This window comes from Paenibacillus sp. FSL K6-1230, assembly GCF_038002385.1.
GTDB classification, from domain to species: domain Bacteria; phylum Bacillota; class Bacilli; order Paenibacillales; family Paenibacillaceae; genus Paenibacillus; species Paenibacillus massiliensis.
Map to the genome: position 1 here is coordinate 2,473,080 of NZ_JBBOCK010000001.1, position 18,187 is coordinate 2,491,266.

Below are 18,187 nucleotides of genomic sequence, written 5' to 3' on the forward strand. Positions count from 1 at the left end.
GATTATTACAGGAATCAGGGGGAATCCAAATGAAACCAGTAGTCAGAGAACACATACAGCAATTGGATGTATCACTGGGCGGCGGGATTGTTAGTGAGAAGATTAGAGTAGATACGATTGATAATCCTATTCTTATTATCGGTCTAGGCGGCACAGGCATTGATGCTTTGCTGAGATTGAAATATCAGATCAACCGCAGATTCAAGCTGCCAGAAGATCCCTTGTCCAAGAAAAAGCATGATAAGCCAGACAATGTAGAGTTCCTCGCCTTCGAGACGAATGAACAGGACAGGAATAAAAAATATAGAGGCATCGGCTTGGACCCGAACAATGAGTTCGTGCTGCTCTCCAATGCAGAGATCGGTGGCCTACTGCAAAATCGCAGCATTCTGGAGCCTTATATTACAGACTGGCTCTCACCAGAGCTAAGCATTACGGATGGTATGAACGGTGCGGCGGGTGTACGTCAGGCAGGACGCTTACTGCTGTTCACCAAGATTAACCAGGTCGTGCAGAGCATCGACAAGAAGATCAAGACATTATCTGTCGGCACCAACAAGAAGCTCATGGTGTTCCTTCTGTCAGGTCTATCTGGTGGTACCGGAAGTGGTACCTTCCTGGATATATCTTACATCGTACGTGGACTTATTGAGCGTGATTATGGATCAGCAGGGATTGACCGTGTCAATACACTTGGTTATCTGTTCACGCCTGATGTCAATCTCTCGAATAAGAGCTTGAGTGAGCATACCCGTGAATACATCAAGAAGAATGGGTACGCAGCGCTTAAGGAGCTCGATTATTGGATGAACGTGGACAATCGCGGTGAGCGGTTCCGTCAACAATATGGCAACATCCTGAACGTCAACTCGCCATTGCCGCCGTTCAATCTGTGTCATCTGATCTCAGCGACGAATACCGAGGGCAAGCTGCTTGAGAATGCCTACGATTACTGCATGAACGTTACAGCTGAGAATATCACGAACTTTATGGCAAGTGAAGAAAAGCAATCTGGCGAGGAGTTCGCCATCCATGACTATATCAGCAACATCCGTACCAACATTGCCCAGATGAATCGGGCCTATCCTGCGAATTACGAGTACAACATCATCGGAGCGTCTTCAGCTGTGCTTCCGGTGGAAGAGATGACGACCTATCTGGCCTATCGCCTGTTCGAAAAAATGGGCAAGATGTTCGAGAAAGCACCGGGGCAGGAGGAGGTCGAAAAGTTCGCCCGTAAGCTTGGCGTCGATCTGGACAGTATGATCAAGAATTTCGAATCCCGTGTGCCAGAGCCATTACCTGGATTTGAGAACAGTGAGCGTCTTAGCTACGCCAATGTGATCAAAATGCAGGTCGTGAACATGGATACCGAGCTGGAGCAGACATTCCTGAATCGGGCGCGTGAGGAATACATTAAGGCGAAGAAGCAGCTACCAGGTGAGATCGTCGGTCAATTCACCGATCAGATTCGCCGAATGTTCCTGCATCCAGAGCAGGGGCCATTCTACGTATCTCGACTTATTTACACGGAGAAGGGCTTCTGTCTGCTCAAAATGCTTCTATCGTACATTGAGGCACTGAAGGACAGTCTGCATCGGATTCCTCGGGATATCGAGGCGGCCAGGGAGCAGGCCGAGGAGAAGATGGGGGATGCGAAGAGTGCTTTCGTATCCAAGGATAAGAAGAAGAATGCTTATATTGAAGCGAAAATCAATGAATACTGGCTGCACGCAGATATTGAGCGTACGGAGCAGTTGATCGAATTTTACGAGGACCTGTATGATCTGCTGAATCAGGAGAACAATCGCATTTATCATGTGTATACAGAAGTGCTTAATGCTCTTAGCGGCATCTTCTCGAAGAATGGTGACCTTCTCGTGAACGGTGCCGAGCAGGAGGATCATAGAGGCAACAAGACCTACTACTGGAATCTTGTTAGCGTTCCTGATATCGAGACGGTCGTCTCTGGCATGCTGGAGAAGAGGGATGGCGACGATCTGATTCGTGATTTTGCCCATGCCCTGCTGGAGAATTCCGATCGTTGGGTGAAGGAGCAGGATATCGACATCGTCACCTCAATTTCGGAGTTCCTGACAGAGAAGTTCGGCGATCTCATCACGCGTTCCATGGAAGACTTCCTCGTCATGAAATACGGGCAGGATGAGGCCATTGAGAAGTTCGTAGAGCGTCATATTGCGAGCAAGCTTGACGAGGAAGCAGTGCCGGTGTTCCACCTGAGCAACAGTGTAGGAAATCTGTACTTTCCATCATGGGGCTTCGTGTCCGTCCCGGTACAGGCACCAAGCATCCTGAAGGGGATTCGGAATTATCAGAATAATGCGATCGGAAAATCGCACTTCACGATTAAGGAAAGTGAGGTCAAGAATCGCATCTTCTGGCTGAACACCCGTAACGGCGTACCACTCTTCGTATATACACCACTGAAGGTATACGAGGAGAGCTATGAGCGTACGATTCTGGACCGAGAAGGAATTGGACGACATCTTGTGCAGACTGGTCGTAATAACTGGACGAACCTGCCTTCGCCGATCCCGGAGAAGTCTTGGGGGGATACGTATGTGAACCCTCGGGTGCAGGCTTTCAATGCTAATGTTCGAAGTGATTTTGAGCGTGGTCTGACCTTGGGAGCTATTCGAATGAAGGGAGACGAGAGCAACACCAGCAGTCGATATGAAGTCATTCGCACAGGTGCTCTCGATGTGGACAGAATCTTGTCTGCTTATGATATGCAGCTAGACGCCTCCAAGCCGAATCTGGGAGAGGTTAAGCGTGCCACCAATGAATTGAAGCGACTGCTTGCCGGAGGAATGGAGCAGGCTGGAGCGAAGGATATCTTCGGCAGTATTAACGAGGAGCTGGGCAAAGAAAACCTGATCCGCACGCCAGAGCTGATTCGTGTGCTCCGTGAGGAGCTTGCAAAGTATGCGCAGCTGCAGGCTAAGCTGACAGAGCTGGAGAGTATGCTGGGTAAGCACCAGGATGAAGAGCAGCGGCTTGATCAATTCATCCAGGCACTGTATACGGATACTATTACTAAAAAAGGTGCTCTCTACGTATATGACCGTGATTCAGAGGAGGAGGCGTGGGAGCCGTTCGCCAATGTCCTGAAGAGCCGTCATTATGTGGAATACGATGTGTATACGCACTTCCGGGGACTGGATGAGAAGAGTCGTGCAGCTTTGATGCGCAAGGCGGACCGACGGGACAATGAGCTGACATCTTCGGAGGATATTGCGCCTCTGCTGGATAAGCTGGAGAGCCTCGTCACCCTTTTCATGGAAGCAAGAGATCAATTGGAGTATGAGCGAGTGGAGCATGCGAATGGAGAAGAGCTATACTCCTTCTACAAGCAAATGGCAAGCAAACTAAACGACATTCGTAGAAGGCTGAAGTAGAAATGAGAGATAAGCTGGAGCAGTTCGCTGTGTCCTACGCGGCAGCGGAAGACCAATTCATTGGCAGTGGGGATGGACGCAGCAGCATCCATTACCCCGCTGTGTTTCTCTTTATTGGCGACCATGCAGGCTCTGCCATTAGCCATGTCATGGACATGAATGACCGTAAGTGGGATAACAGTGCAGGTGTCACCTATATTCATGTTCACTCCGGGACGGACGCCTCAAAAGGGCATTCCAGAGTCCTTACCCATCAGATCAGACCTTATAAGCAGGCTGCAGATCCTAGAGAAGATGAGAAGAGAATGAATGATACACGACAGGATATTCATGGGGATAAGCACCTGTCTTTGCATACCGAGGTTACCAATCCCCGCTATGCGCGAAGTGATCTGTACCGGGACTTCTACGCGGACGAAGAGGGTCTAATCCAACTGAATGGCTGTCTTCGACGGGCTAGTCTTCAATTGGCGGAATATGGACGATTGTATTCCTCTTTTGATCGGGTCCATCTCACTGTCATTACCGTCGGTGATGATCCGTTGAATGTACTCGTACCCGAGATCACACTGCTATCCGAATATTTGCTGGCTCAATCCTTCAAGTCGGTCCAGATGGATCTGTATGCGCTACTGCATGAGGGGACACAAGAAAATTATGGGTACAGCAGTGCCCTGAATGTAGCATTCCTTCGTGAACTCGACCATATGCAGGACCCCGGATATCAGATCACAGCTATACTTCATATGACTGAGGATCGACTCGGTATCAAGGTAAAGCATGGTCCAGCTCCCCTATTCGATCTGGTCTACCTGCTATCTGATAAGGATGAACGAGGAAGGATTGTACCTGACAGCCTGCGGGAGAACAGTGAGCTCATCTGTCATATTCAGCTGCTGAAGAACCGTCTGCATGCTTCCAAGGGAAGCTCTATAGACGATGATGGCTTCTCCGAGCATTGGCCGCAGGATGGCGGCTACAACAACACATCCTTCAAGAATAATATGGGTACAGAAACGGGGCGTCCGGTCTACGTCTCTGCTGGTCTTGGAAAAGTAAAGCGTCCAAACGCACCGATTGCCCTCACCGTGCTATATCAGTTCTATAAGCAGCTTCTGAGCCGAATGAAGAGCGAGCTTGCGTGGAGTCCTAAGGATAAGCTGTCCTTCTTCCGACTGGACTCAACCGAGAGGGAGAGCTGGATGAGCCCACTGCTGCCCCCAGCTGAATTTCTTGGAGATATGACTGGCTTGATGACGAGCGGTGCCAGCTTCTCAGCGCTCCGCCGCATGACACTAAGAGATGCTGAGGCCGCGCTGTTCGGCGAAGCTTGTGGGGACTTCTTTCGCGAGCATGCCGAGTTGCCTGCGAAGCAACGTCTGGATTCCTTTGATGCAGACCAGTGGCTTCAGCAGCTGTTGAAGGAGCAGGAGACACGTCATCCCGACATTGGGCTGTACGAGATATTGTCCTGGACGGATGAGGATCAGCCTGGAAATGTGCTGACAGCAATAAGAGGTCTAATTCGTGACTATACGAATGAGCGCACAGCGCTGGTAGCGAGCCTTGAACAGCTATATAACCAGACGGTTGAGGAGCTGTCCTTCCCAAGAGTACCTCTGCTGGATAAGCCGAATGTCAGGAATTTCATTCGATATGTTACAGAACAGGTCTATGGCCGTAAGCTGGAGCTGCTGGAGCTACAGATGTATACAGACCTGCTCCGCACCTGTGAGGCCGCGTTTGAACGCCTCCATGGTCGTGTTCAGGCACAGCTTGATCGGCTGAGAGCTATCGAGCAGCAGCTGCAGACGCAAGCCACGGAGCACCTGCGGCGAGCTGACCAATATACAGGACAGAATGTGCTGGAATATTATGCGAAGGTGACGGCGGAGGTGCTTGATGAACTGGAGAGCAAGCGGGGACAGGATGTACTTTTCTCAGATCGCCATATGGGAAGTAAATTCTCTCTGGTTACACTGGAGAGTCCAGCACTTCTGGAGCGGCTGATCCACACATGTCAATCGCTTATTCTGACTGCGGCTCCGTTCCGGCAGACCTTCGAGGAGGAACTCCTTCTAAGAGCCAATGTAGCCTCTGCATACGAGAATCGGCAGATCGTCTCGAAGGATCAGCTATTCAAGGAGCTCTACCATACGCTGGAGGAAGGCGCGACAGTGCATATTCGCTTGCTCGATTACACACACGAACACCGTTACGAGGAAAAATATTTTTTTGGGGACTATGAGGGTGAATTTTTGCCGTATGCCATGAAGTATGACCATGATGCTCGTATGTATAAGCTGGGATTTGTGCATGTGACCCGCAGTAGCGGAGTGGAGAAGCTTCATTTGATGGGAGGTTTCCAGATCGAAGATATACTGGTCTATCGTAATGGACGTACTTACTATGAGACCTACACTGCTAACGGCTATCGCCTGCATGGGCTTGACCCCCAGGTGTTGCCTGAGCTTCGCTGATCTCACCCCGATATAATCCAAGGTAGAAAGGGAGCATGAACATCTATGCAGCGTAAATTTAATCCACTCCTTCTGCTGTTCAGTCTGCTGGGTGGAGGCATCGGCTTCATTCTCGGCGAAATAGTCCTGCACCAGCTGCTGGACACCTGGCCGAGAATCATTGTGATCGGACTGTATTTCGGAATCGTGGCACTCGCTATAGGGCTAGCCTGCTTGCTGGCTGAGCTAATCACCCCTAAGCTGAACGGAGTATCCTGGAAGCAACGATATTCGGATGTGTCCTGGAAATGGCTGGTGCCCGCTACCCTTGTGCTTCTGTTCGGTACAGGTACTTTACTGGAATGGGGGCATCAGTTCAATCCGTCCGGAAGCAGACAGGTTCAGGACATTGTGCTCGTCATCGATAACTCGGGGAGTATGATGGTCACGGACCCGGATCGGCAACGGCTGCAAGCAGCCAAAAATCTCGTGGAGCAGATGGATCGTCGAAATCGAGTGGGCGTCATCCTTTTTAACGTAGACGCGACGATCTTGCAGCCTCTCACTGAGGTAGGCACGGATGCGCAGAAACAGGCAGTGAACACGAAGCTTGATGAAATTACCGATACGATGGAAGGTACAGATATCGGCCTTGCGCTCTCCGAGACATTGCTGCACATTCAGGAGCAGGGAGATGCTGATGCCGGCACGATGGTCATTCTGCTGTCCGACGGTGACAGTGCTGTCGATGTACCTAATGTATTGGCACCTTATGTAGAGCGTGGAATTGCCGTCAACACGGTTGGTCTTGCCCTGACGGAGCCATCTGGTGTAGCCCTGTTGCAGAATATCGCTCAGACTACAGGCGGCACCTATACCGATGTAGCCAGAGCAGATACGTTATCTGCCGTATTCAGTGAAATATTTGAGCGCAGCGTCGGAGATCGTACTCTTGTCACGGAACGTAGTGGACAGCTGGAGATGAACACCTTTCTCGCCATTTATCGTGTTGTAGCACTTGCTATTGTGGGTGGGGTGCTGGGACTCGCGCTGGGGCTTGTGTTTGACAACCGCTTCCTTGCCCGCAATTTTGCCATTGGGGGCGGTGTCGGCGGTGTGCTAGCCGGACTGGTGCTTGAGCAGGGACTGTCTGGCTCGGCTATTGGTGACTCTCTGATTCGTCTAGCAGCGATGTTGTTGCTCTCAGGTATTCTTGCGCTGTTCATGTTCGTCCTTCCGGTTAGCGAGAGTACGCGCCGCAATTCTGGTCATGCACCTGGTCGTAGAACAGGTAGAGGTGAGGAAGAGGAACGTCCAGCCCGGGGCAGAAGAAACAGAGGATTCTAATGACGAAAGGCCCGATGATAATGAAGACACGACGATCAGAGCCGGGGTATCCTGGAATAACGGACATTAGCTCCAAAATCGAAAATCATGAATTAGCCTTGCGCTGGCGCTGGCCCTCTGGCGTCCACGCTGTATATATTGCTAAACAAAGCGATGAACTGCCCGTACCTGCTGAGCCTGACCAGAGTCAGCTCCGCCTCTTCACCCGTGATGAATACAAGGCAGCCGGCTATTATCGGGACAGACTGGAGGGCATTGGTCGAGTTGTATATACAGTCTATCCAAGCGTATTGGAGCAGGACGGGCCTGTCTTAATATTGCAGCAGAATTCCGGGAATCAGATTGCTGTCAGTGCTGGTAAGGCGAAGATCATGTATTCTGTACAGCATAAGAAGGCATGGTTCAGGGACCGTAAATCGGTCCAGATCAAGGTCACAGCCGAGGTCCCCGTTCCGCGGGAGGTTCTCTGCTATGTGAAGAAGATGGGGGGATACCCGCTCGATAAAGAGGACGGAACGGTCTATCCCTTCACCCAGTCCTTTATGGCTGGCCCCAATATACTGCCTTCGATTGAAGTGCGAGCGGATGAGTATGTCCGCTTGTTCTTCACGGAGGGAGCTACATACGGTCAGACGTATGAGCTGATCCCTGAGTAGGAATTAAGAGACTGAATGAGAGGAGGAGCTTCTATGAATTTTTTTCAGCAATTCTTCAAGAAGAAGCCTCAGGAAGAGCCCAGACCACTATATTATGATATTGTCTGCCCTTATTGCTTCAGCAAATTCGAGCCGCAGGATGTCGTCTTCCGGGCAGCCCATCATCGTGAGGATGATGAGGATTTCGCACTTGGCGAGGATGATCGACTGAACAAGTATCGTGAGCGCTTCGGCTTGGATATGGTCTATGAGATCGAAGCGATCATTGACCCAAGGGATGTGCCTGAGGAATATCATCACTATACCGATGAGGTGCTAACAGGGCTAACAGACCGATACGGTGAGCTTACACGTCGTCGTTTGTGCCCGCATTGTCATAATGAGCTTCCGGTTACAGCAGGCAAGGTACCTAGCAATATCATATCAATTATTGGTGCCTCACAGGCTGGGAAATCCGTCTATATGACCTCCCTAATCCATACTCTGCAGCATTACACAGCAGATCATTTTGATGCAGCCTGTATGCCGTTGACGGCCGAGATCAGTCGGAAGTTCAGAAGTCTTTATGAAGAGCCATTGTTCGAGCGAGGGGATCTGTTGTCCTCCACGCAGAAAGAGAAGATGCAGGAGCCGTTTATTTTTCAATTCGTCTTCAAGGATGAGGACAAGGCTCCCCTTACGCTGGTATTCTTCGATGTTGCGGGGGAAGGGATGGTCGATCAGGACTATCTGGGCCTGCATGGTCAACATATCAAGAACTCAGCAGGCATTCTGTTCATGGTCGATCCGCTACAGATTCGTTCGATCCGCGAGCGAATCAAGCTCAATCTGGGTGATGAGCGCGGGGAGTTCGTCTCCCAATACGATGAACCGCGAGATGTGGTGCTAACCCTGTTCGGCGATTTCATTGCGTATCAGGAGAAGAACAAAACGTCCATTCCAACAGCAATTGTGCTGACCAAAAGCGATATGCTGACTGCACTGGCAGATGATGAGGGAACTTACATCAAGAGAAATAGCAATGTCTTCAATCCAATGGAGCATCGGAAGTATCTTGATCTGACAGAGTTCGCCAACATTGATGGTGAGATTAGACGATTCATCGAGAAGGTAGACAAGCCGTTCAAGGGGACGATGGATGTATACTTCACAGATACAGCTTATTTTGCGGTGTCTGCACTCGGCAGTAACCCCGTTGATCAGAAGCTACAGGGGCTAGTTAGTCCGATCCGTGTGGATGAGCCCTTCATTTGGCTGTTATACAAACTGAAGTATATTGAGGGGAGAGAGTCGTAGTGAGTTTTTCAGAGCTCCACCTCATTCAGCAGCAAATGTACACAAGGGAAAGACGTGGGGTCTTTCGTACAACCGAAGGCTTTGACACGGTGGCCAAATCTGCGGGCCTGGAGGCGGCATGGATTAAAAAAGTGCTACATCCGTTATGCACCTATGATGCCCCTGCGGCATTGACGGCTCGCGGAGTGAAGGAGGAGAGCGTCTATCCTGATGCGCTTCATCTGATACGAACAGAATCCGGTGAAATGATTCTGGGCAGAAGTATCTTCAAGGCTGCCGACTTCACTGGCTTGCGAAGTGCGTTCTTCACCCACAATCTGATCATCCCGAAGGGAGCTCCAGAGGGGGCAGCCGATTATAAGCTGTGGCTGAATGTAGCCTTTGCCGACAGCTATGACATCGAGCGGGGAACCGAGCTACCAGAGCTGGATAAGCTTCCGGCGCAGGGCTTGATTCCAAAGGAGAGCAGTCGTGAAATTCTGACGCGTCTGGGGCTGGATGAAGCGATCTTTACGAAGCTGCTATACGCGGTGATGATGTCTGTTGCAGGCCGCAAGAAGGTCTACATTGCCCTGAATACAGAGGCGGAGGACACCAGTAAGGCAGCGAAGTCACTCTTGCAAATCCTGTACTCCGTACTGCCCTTTGCGTTCCGACGCAAGCTTGGCTTCATTACATATGTCAAAGAGCCCTCTAGCCGTAAGGGAATTCATGTCACATTCACGGAGCCGGGCGGCCTCCGGCAGGGAGATCGAAGCATTGATAAGGATTATATATTCGATCTAGCCCAGAGCCGGGTATTGAATGCGGAACCGGAGGATCAACAGAGAGGGTACTTGTCCTGGATCTGGCAACAGCTACAGCAGGAGGAGTCCCTTGAGGAATATTTCAAATTCGCTGCCCAAATGCTGGAAGGCATGGAGTCTGAACGAGAGTTATCGCTAAATGCCTATGACGAGCTGGCAATGTTATATCTAATGGAAAATGGGGACCCGAGTGGCTATGAGAACAATCGGGAGCGTCTGCTCCGTGCCCTTATCCAATACTTATCCATAGACAACGCACTGCCTCAGAAGATGAGACTGAATGACCTGTTTCTTGAGGCATTTGATCGCGAGTTTGACCGGGTCAAAAATCAATTCATACCGAACCCGTCTTTAATTGAGACCTTTCGGGAGTACTACAAAATAGATAAGCGTTATATTGAATTCAAGCTAGTGGAATATTTGATCCGTTCATTGAACAATGCTTTTGCTACAGGGCGGCAAGCTGAGGCTGCTCGCATTGTAGCTGCTGTGGAGCAGGCCCCTGACCTGAAGAACTCGCTGCTGACCAAGCTACTGAGTAACCCACTGCTGACTTCTACCTTGTTCGTTCCTTATTTGCAGGGGCAGCTTCGCACTGCTCGGAATATGCAAGAGCTGATAAGTATGCTCGTCCAATGGGTTCGGTATCGTCCAGGTCTGGAGGCTGATGAGCAGATTCAGGAGACGATGATCGCAGCTGTAGCACAGACGATGGGCAAGGAGGCAGATCTGGTCGCGGCGGCCAATATCTTGCATGACAGGCTGGAACAAGTTGAGCGCGACGAATCTGATGCTGCTTCGTTTCTTCCAGGGATGGCGGATACATTAAAAGAGGCCGCAGATATGTACATGATTACAAAGCTTAGTCTTCAGGAGATGAAGCCATCCCAGATTACACAGCTTCGTTTCTGTAACCGATCGGATCTGGGACCTTGGGTGGCTCGACTGAACCGCTCCTTGCAGCAAAGGGCAGTGCAGCTCATCGCTGCATACGACTGGTTCGCGAATGTTGATCCAGGCCTGACCTTGCTTGAGGGACTATCCGCTGAGGATGAGAAGGCCGTGCAGGATTGGGCGTTACATTGGCTTCCGGAGGAGATTCGCGAAGGGAAATTTGCCCTTATTCTCCCAGCGTTCTATGCTTCCACAGGGGAACAGGCTGGCATGGTGAACTATGTTGGTATGTTGCAAGCCGTGCGCAATTGGGCGGCCTCCCCTGAGACGATCTGTGCGTTCATTCGCTGGAGCGAAGAGCGGATTGAATTCGGAACGGTACGAGGCGGTTACGAGACACGCTATCGTCATGCCTTGCTAGCTTATTTCAGGGCAGAAGGACGTGAGGTGCTGCACCAGAAGCAGCTATGGAACAAGTATTTCAAACCTGCTCCCGAGCCCTATCAGTCATTCTATGTCCAGGCCAAGCGCCAGACGGAGGCAGGCTGGCTTCGCGTATTTCGCAAGATGGGTAAGGGAGGGCGAGTGACTATCATGATCGCCTTGCTGGGAGTAGTTGTCTGCGGTAGTCTACTTGCGGCAGGTGTATGGGGCCAGGATCAGGCTGAGCAGCCAGATCCAAAGTCTCCAACCGTTCAGCAGCCAGCCCCATCGGGCCAGCCAGAGGAGAGTGTGGAGCCTGCTGCAGTAACAGCTGTACTACAAGCAGCCAAATCGCAGGCAGGCGAGTGGTTACTTGAGCTGCAGTTTCCTGATGAGGCCTCCAGGCTGGTCTTTGCTCCTGAGCATATTTCAGTCATAGAGCCTGACGGCACAACTCATAAGTTCGAGCAGTTCAAGGTGCTGCCTGTTGATGAGCTCAGTACCCTTAGCACGGAGAATCCATCTTCGGATTCTTCAAGCGCTGCGGACTTAGCGGGTGCAACAGACACCAACGACTTCTCGAACTCTGCAGGCTCTGGTAACGCAAATACCTCTGGTGAATCGACTCCGTCCGGTGAATCAGCTTCCGGCTCTGCCGGAGGAGGGAATGAGACAGCTGCTGATGGCACGGGGGATTCGTCAAATGCAGTAGCGCCAGAATCAGCCTCTGGTCCTGCACTTGAGGAAACTCAGCAGCCGTCTGTCATGTATCCGTTGACCATTGCCATTCAAGAGGATTACTCTTTCAAGGATAATAGCAAGCTGGTGATTGATGAGGTTACTATGCCTTTAGTCATAGAAAAAGGAAAGACGAATTAAGTGCAAGAGCGCAATCTATGCGATTCTTGTAGAAATAACACACTTTTTCTACGAAATAGATTGACTTGATGGACGCTGCTCTTATAAATTGTATATATACGTAAAATCGTGAAAATGGCGATTGAGAGAGGAGCCAGCCATGATTCATTCGAATACCAATAGCATGCACGCTTCCTTGCTAGTAGCGCTTAATGCGAAGAATAGAGCGATTGCCAATAACGTCGCGAATGCAGATACGCCTTATTACAAGGCCCAATCCGTTGTATTCGAGGAAGAATTAAGACGCAAGCTGGAGCGTGATAAGAACGGTGAGCTAAGGATGAGACGCACAGATCCTAGGCATATGCCGACCCCAGTAAGCTCTAACGAGGTTGCCTATCAGGTAGTCCAATCACAGAACACTGCTATGAATAATAACTTCAATAACGTCGATGTGGATAAGGAAATGTCGGAGCTGGCCGAGAACCACCTGATGTATAACTATACCATTGATCGGGTCAATGGGTATTATTCAAGAATGAAGAATCTACTGTCTCAACTGAAATAATAGCAAAGTTGTAGCAAGAGCGGGGTTATTCCATGTAGGTATATACTGGGATAGTCCTTCTTTTTCGTGGAATATAGGTGCTAAGGTTCAGCTTGGTATAAATGAACTCATCCGTACAAGCTGGTGTCTAGCCATTGTTCGGGAGTGCACCGACAGACTCCAATATGCTGCGGTAGCCAATTTGGATGATAATAGGTTAGGAATGGGAACAAGCGGGAGCAAGCGAGAACAGGTGGGTACAGGCGGGAGCATAAGAAGGGAAGCAGGTATCTTGCCTGCTTCCCTCATGTGTTTTATTTAAGGCTGAACAAAGGCTCGCCTGAGCGGATGTGCCCGTGTTCCTTGATGCTAATCTCTGTATATGTTGCAAGGCTGGAGACGATGACGGAGGTCGTCGTATCGTAGCCGGCATTTCGGATGGCTTCGATATCGAATTCGACTAATTTGTCGCCCTTTTGAACGATATCACCCTCCTTAACAAAGGTCGTGAAATGCTCTCCCTTCAGCTTTACAGTGTTAATGCCGATATGAATGAGCGTCTCCACGCCTTCAGGCGATACAAGTCCAATGGCATGCCTGGTTTTGAACAGTGTCTGTACAGTTCCCGAAAATGGAGCATAGACCACGCCGACCGTAGGCAGGACTGCGGCTCCTTTGCCCATGGCTCCACTGGAGAAGGCTTCGTCGCCTACTTCACTTAATGGTAGCCATTCGCCCTCTAGAGGACTGAATATAGACACTTCTTGAGGCTGATCTCCAACGTTACGAGTAGATAAGTCTGATGCTTGGATATCCTTAGCTTGGCTTACAGTAGGTTGAGCTTCCGTAGCCGCCTGAGTCACGGGCTGATTCTTATACCCAAACAGGTAAGTTAGAACGAAGCCGCCGATGAAGGCGACAACCACCGAAATGAGGAATCCCACAAAGCCTTGGTCCATGCCCTCCGGACCGATAAACATCGGAATACCAAAGATACCGCCGCCAGCAATCGTATAGTAGTTCTTGGCGCCGAACATCCCTGCGATGGCGCCCGCGATCCCCGCAGCGATGGAGGCCAGGATGAATGGCTTCTTCAACGGCAGGGTAACCCCATAGATAGCTGGTTCTGTTACCCCCATAATCCCGGCGATCGTAGCCGAGGTGGCAATAGGCTTCAGACGTGTATCCTTTGTCTTGAGCGAAATGGCAAAAGCTGCACCTGTCTGCGCGAAAATGGTACAAAACAGCATACCGTTAATAGGGTCAAAGCCATTATTCATAACGTTGTTGAGCAAGATGGGAATGAACGCCCAGTGTAGACCAAAGATAATGACGGTCTGCCAGAACCCGGCCAACAGAAGACCTGCGATGATCGGACTCAAGCCATACACCCACAATGTGCCAGCAGCTAGTTGATTACTGACGAATGTGGCTATAGGTCCAATGGCAAGAAAGACGAGTGGCAGGACAATCAGTATGGTTAACAGGGGCACAAAGAACAGCTTTACGGCTGAGGGTAATACTTTGCTGAAGAACTTTTCGACAATAGCTGCCAGATAAGCTCCAAGAATGATAGGTATGACGGATGACGTATAACTGATTAGAACTACCGGGATAGTCATAAAGCTGAGAGGCGTGCTCTCTGCAAAGGCTGCCGTCATGGTTGGATACACAAGGGCGGCTCCGATTACTGCCGATATATAAGGATTCCCTCCGAATTTCTTAGCGGCAGAGAAGCCAAGGAAGATAGGGAAGAAATAGAATAAGGCATCCGCTGCAGCGAACAAAATTTTGTGAGTACCCATATCGTCGCTTAGCCAATTGAGGGTGACGAATAAGGAGAGTAGACCCTTGAGAATCCCGACGGCTGAGAGCACGCCAACCACTGGCATGAACACACCAGAGATGACATCTACAAAACGACTAAGTAGGCTTCCTTGTGTATCCTTCTCCACAGGGGCAGCTTCTGCCGATATGCCTGGCAGTTTTGTTAATTCGGCATATACCTTTGGTACGTCATTCCCAATGACGACCTGGAATTGACCGCCGCTGTCCACGACCGTCATGACTCCGTCAATCTGTTTGACTTGTTCCTTATTGGGCAAGCTGCTGTCTTTGAGCTTGAAGCGCAGACGGGTCATGCAGTGCATGACACTGTTCACATTGCCTGCTCCGCCAACCGATTTCAGAATTTCCTGGGCTGTTTTCTCGTAATTCACTCTAGTCACTCCTTGCAGTAATAATACTCATCAGGTGTATGCGCTTTCTAATAAGAGGCACATAAATGCCTATTTTCGCTTGCCAATGACCACGACATCCTTCTCAAAACGGTGCATAGCAATGACGGATTTCCCATCGTGGGTTGTAATCTCTGTGCAGGCGAATCTTCTGGCTGTCAGATCAATGGTTGTGAAGCTGTAATCCTGGACGTCCAGATTCAAGCGAACCTTAGTGTTGACCGGAATGTACAGGACAATGGTGGTATCGTTCGCGGCGGCACGAATTTCCGGCGTCTCATTGAGTACGATGTTAGCTGGCGAGATTCCGATCAGGTTATAGCTTTCAAATACATATTTGATAAAGGAGTAATCCCATGCCCCTTCAAAGCGGACAGCTTCTCTCCAGTCGTAAGGGGCGTCAAAGCCTTCCCCTTCGACGATCCCGAACTTTTTGCCTTGTTTGTGCCAGCTCCAGATGCCGTGTGCTCCATAGGTGATACCTGCCCCACCACCAGCCAACAGGCTCTGCCAAGCGGCCTTCCGCGCATCGAAGGCAGAGTATCTGCCGTATACATTGCGGCTGTAGCTGATCTGTTCATAGCAGGGTTCGCCGTTAATGACTGGACGTGTGCGTGGACGTGTATAAAAATTCTCGGCAATCTCATAAGCTGTCGCTTGAAACTCGGAATTGTGACCAGATTGGTACATGTAAAAATCCAGGCCATCATGCTGCTCCAGTGTATCCGGGATCTCCCGTAGCCGTCCTCGAATATGGAGCGTTTTCAAGCTGTTCGGACTCAAGGCATGCACAACCTCAAGGGCTTTGGTGTAATACGCAATAGCTTGCTCGCTTGGAAAATCGGTATCACCGCTGACCAGGTAGATCGGATTATATTTGGAGAAGCGTTCCACAGCGTATCGGACATACGCCTCAACACAGTCAAAGGGCATTTTGTTCCCTTCCTGAAACATCCCAGCCCAAGTATCTGGTACATAATTGCACCACAGCAGCACGAGGGCTGGGATGAAGCCACGCTCAAGAGCCATGCCAAGCATCTGCTCAGCGCGGTCAAAGTATTCCACATTCAACTGCCGATAGTCATAGGAGCCATCTTCCTGCAATAAGAAGGGTTCCATTCGGAGATCCGATTCACTTGCATCCCACTGGCGCAGGATATTAATCTGAAGCACATTAAAGCCCTGTAATTTTCGATAATCGAGATATTCTGCCCATTCTTCAAGGGAGGCGTTGGTAAATGCACTCCATACCGTATCCGCTAAATAAAATAACGGCTTACCATTTAGCTCAAAGGCTCTTTCATGGCCCGCAACAGATACCTTCACACTCATCACCTAGCCTTTCAATACATTTCATTTAGTTTATTTTAGGTAAAATAAACTGCTAATAAAGTGTTTTTTAACTAAAATAATGCGTTTTCATCTGAATATTAGCACCGAAATATCGTTTAGTCAAATAAATTTTACGGATATAAAAGTTAGTTTAGTTTAGTTAATTTTATGAAATTTTGTGTATGATAATGTTATAATTTAGAAAGCACTAATACTATTCAGGAGTGGTATGCATGAAAATAGATGATATTGCGAGACTGGCGGGGGTATCCAAGGCGGCTGTCTCCCTTGCTCTCAATAATAAAGCTGGTGTGAGTGAAGCGACACGCCAGCATATTTTGGAGATCTCACAGGCCCACGGGTATACCCCGCGGACTTTCAAAACGAACAAAACGTCAACTAAAAACAATTCCATCATTCGTTTTGTAGCCTGCAAAAATACGGACATCATTACGGATCGGTATGAATCTCAGCCGTTCTTTAATGAGTTGATTCATCATCTGACGGCTTATGCAAGAGAGCAGGGACATACGCTGATTATCTCCTCCATACCGATTCAGAAGCTGCATGAGGAGATCCAGACGCTGGAACAGGAGCAGCCTTCCGCAGGGATTTTAATGCTGGGCACGAATTTAACGGCATCACTCCTAGAGGACGTCTTAGCTGTTCATCCACATATCGTGATATTGGATACATGGTTTGAGCATTTGGATGCCAGCTTTGTAGCGATTAATAATTATCTTGGAGGTTATCAGGCGGGCAGACACCTGCTGTCACTGGGATACAAGAGTATTGCTTACGTCGAATCCGATGTGCGTATTCTGAATTTTGTGAAGCGAAAAGAAGGCTTTATGGCTGCGCTTAAAGAGGCAGGCATGGAGCTTGAAGGGAATTTTGCGATGGAGCCTATGTTGGTTGTGTCACAGGATGCTTTCAAAACAGAGATAGGCCATGTGAAGCAACTGCCCGCAGTCGTTTTTTGCGAGAATGATTACATGGCGATCAGTGCGATTAAGACATTTCAGGAGCTTGCTGTAAAGGTTCCCGAAGAAGTGGCTGTCATGGGCTTTGACAATATTCTGGAAGCCAAGGTGATAAGCCCTGAGCTCACGACTATTCATGTGAAGAAAGATGTAATGGCCAAGACGGCGATGGATATCCTGCTGCGAAAGATCAATGACCAGGAAGACCACAATAGTGGGGTTCTGATTAACACGGAGGTTGTCGAGCGTAACTCATGCCCCCCTCAGGCTGTCAGGAAGTGATTCTAAGTATTACAATTTCAATAAAGAACACACTATTCATGTGAATTACTGTTAAGGAGGGGACAAGCGTGGCCCGAGGAAATATAAAGGTTCCATTCGGCTATGAGCCGCCCGTTGAACAGGAGAAGGGAACTTTAATTTATTATGACACGTTTGAACAGATTACGGATTCGGAGCTGGAGCAGTTCATGCATACGGCTGAGCAGCGTAGCTTTGCGACCGTCGTGCTTTATCCTCTTCATGAGGAAACGGCTAGACGCATGTCCAAGCAGCCGGTTAGCCCTTTTCATAAGCGTGCGAAGAGATTGGACGAGTGGAAGCAGGAGTATGGTCATCTAGAGGCGATTATCCAGAATTGGGATGGTAAAAGAAAGAAGTATACACCAGTGGATACTGCCTTGAAGTATCTGGCAGAGACGTATCCAGCACCTTATTTTGTGTACATGGCTCCTGAGACGGCAGAGCAATTCGCTTCGTATTTCTTTTGAAGGCTGGATTACCCGAATTCGTCTAATTCTCACCCATGAGCCTCAGCAGGTTCACCCGCGACTTGAGCAATTCCGCCACCGCTGGGAGTCCGTGCATTAATCTTCGACGCAATTATAGAAGGAAGCCCCGGATTCGATAACGAACCTGGGGCTTCCTGTC

The 18,187-nt window shown here is 49.6% G+C and carries 10 protein-coding genes and 1 pseudogene; 9 read left to right on the forward strand and 2 right to left on the reverse strand.

What is annotated here, in order from left to right:
* The first annotated feature begins 29 nt into the window (after positions 1 to 29).
* From MKX74_RS10905 to flgB, 7 genes are all read left to right on the forward strand, one after another.
* Complete coding sequence (locus MKX74_RS10905; RefSeq protein WP_341178358.1) at positions 30 to 3,419, forward strand: tubulin-like doman-containing protein; 3,390 nt, start codon at positions 30 to 32, stop codon at positions 3,417 to 3,419.
* 2 nt (positions 3,420 to 3,421) lie between these two features.
* Positions 3,422 to 5,899 (forward strand): transcription initiation factor TFIID, encoded by a 2,478-nt coding sequence (locus tag MKX74_RS10910; RefSeq protein ID WP_341178359.1) that lies wholly within the window; start codon positions 3,422 to 3,424, stop codon positions 5,897 to 5,899.
* A 45-nt stretch (positions 5,900 to 5,944) separates the two neighbouring features.
* Positions 5,945 to 7,225: a vWA domain-containing protein gene (locus MKX74_RS10915; RefSeq protein ID WP_341178360.1), complete on the forward strand. Its 1,281-nt coding sequence runs from the start codon at positions 5,945 to 5,947 to the stop codon at positions 7,223 to 7,225.
* Between the two features lie 20 nt (positions 7,226 to 7,245).
* The gene (locus MKX74_RS10920; protein WP_341178361.1) at positions 7,246 to 7,881 is read left to right on the forward strand and encodes a beta-mannanase; all 636 of its coding nucleotides are present in this window, start codon (positions 7,246 to 7,248) and stop codon (positions 7,879 to 7,881) included.
* Positions 7,882 to 7,914: 33 nt separating this feature from the next.
* Entirely contained in the window at positions 7,915 to 9,177 is a 1,263-nt protein-coding gene (locus MKX74_RS10925; RefSeq protein WP_018883186.1) for a TRAFAC clade GTPase domain-containing protein, read from the forward strand.
* Complete coding sequence (locus MKX74_RS10930) at positions 9,177 to 12,179, forward strand: GAP1-N2 domain-containing protein (protein WP_341178362.1); 3,003 nt, start codon at positions 9,177 to 9,179, stop codon at positions 12,177 to 12,179. The genes MKX74_RS10925 and MKX74_RS10930 overlap by 1 nt, the downstream gene beginning before the upstream one ends.
* Before the next feature lie 139 nt (positions 12,180 to 12,318).
* On the forward strand, positions 12,319 to 12,726 hold the full coding sequence (gene flgB / locus MKX74_RS10935; RefSeq protein ID WP_018883184.1) for a flagellar basal body rod protein FlgB: 408 nt from the start codon (positions 12,319 to 12,321) through the stop codon (positions 12,724 to 12,726).
* Between the two features lie 293 nt (positions 12,727 to 13,019).
* Here the strand turns inward: flgB and MKX74_RS10940 are convergent, their stop codons facing one another.
* Complete coding sequence (locus MKX74_RS10940; RefSeq protein WP_341178363.1) at positions 13,020 to 14,924, reverse strand: beta-glucoside-specific PTS transporter subunit IIABC; 1,905 nt, start codon at positions 14,922 to 14,924, stop codon at positions 13,020 to 13,022.
* Positions 14,925 to 14,993: 69 nt separating this feature from the next.
* On the reverse strand, positions 14,994 to 16,274 hold the full coding sequence (locus tag MKX74_RS10945; RefSeq protein ID WP_341178364.1) for an apiosidase-like domain-containing protein: 1,281 nt from the start codon (positions 16,272 to 16,274) through the stop codon (positions 14,994 to 14,996).
* A gap of 233 nt (positions 16,275 to 16,507) precedes the next feature.
* Here MKX74_RS10945 and MKX74_RS10950 point away from each other — a divergent pair, with 233 nt between their 5' ends.
* Together MKX74_RS10950 and MKX74_RS10955 are read left to right on the forward strand one after the other, a co-directional pair.
* Positions 16,508 to 17,539, forward strand: a complete 1,032-nt coding sequence (locus MKX74_RS10950) for a LacI family DNA-binding transcriptional regulator (RefSeq protein WP_018883181.1) — start codon at positions 16,508 to 16,510, stop codon at positions 17,537 to 17,539.
* A 68-nt stretch (positions 17,540 to 17,607) separates the two neighbouring features.
* Positions 17,608 to 18,127, forward strand: a pseudogene (locus tag MKX74_RS10955) (hypothetical protein).
* The last annotated feature ends 60 nt before the right edge of the window (positions 18,128 to 18,187 follow it).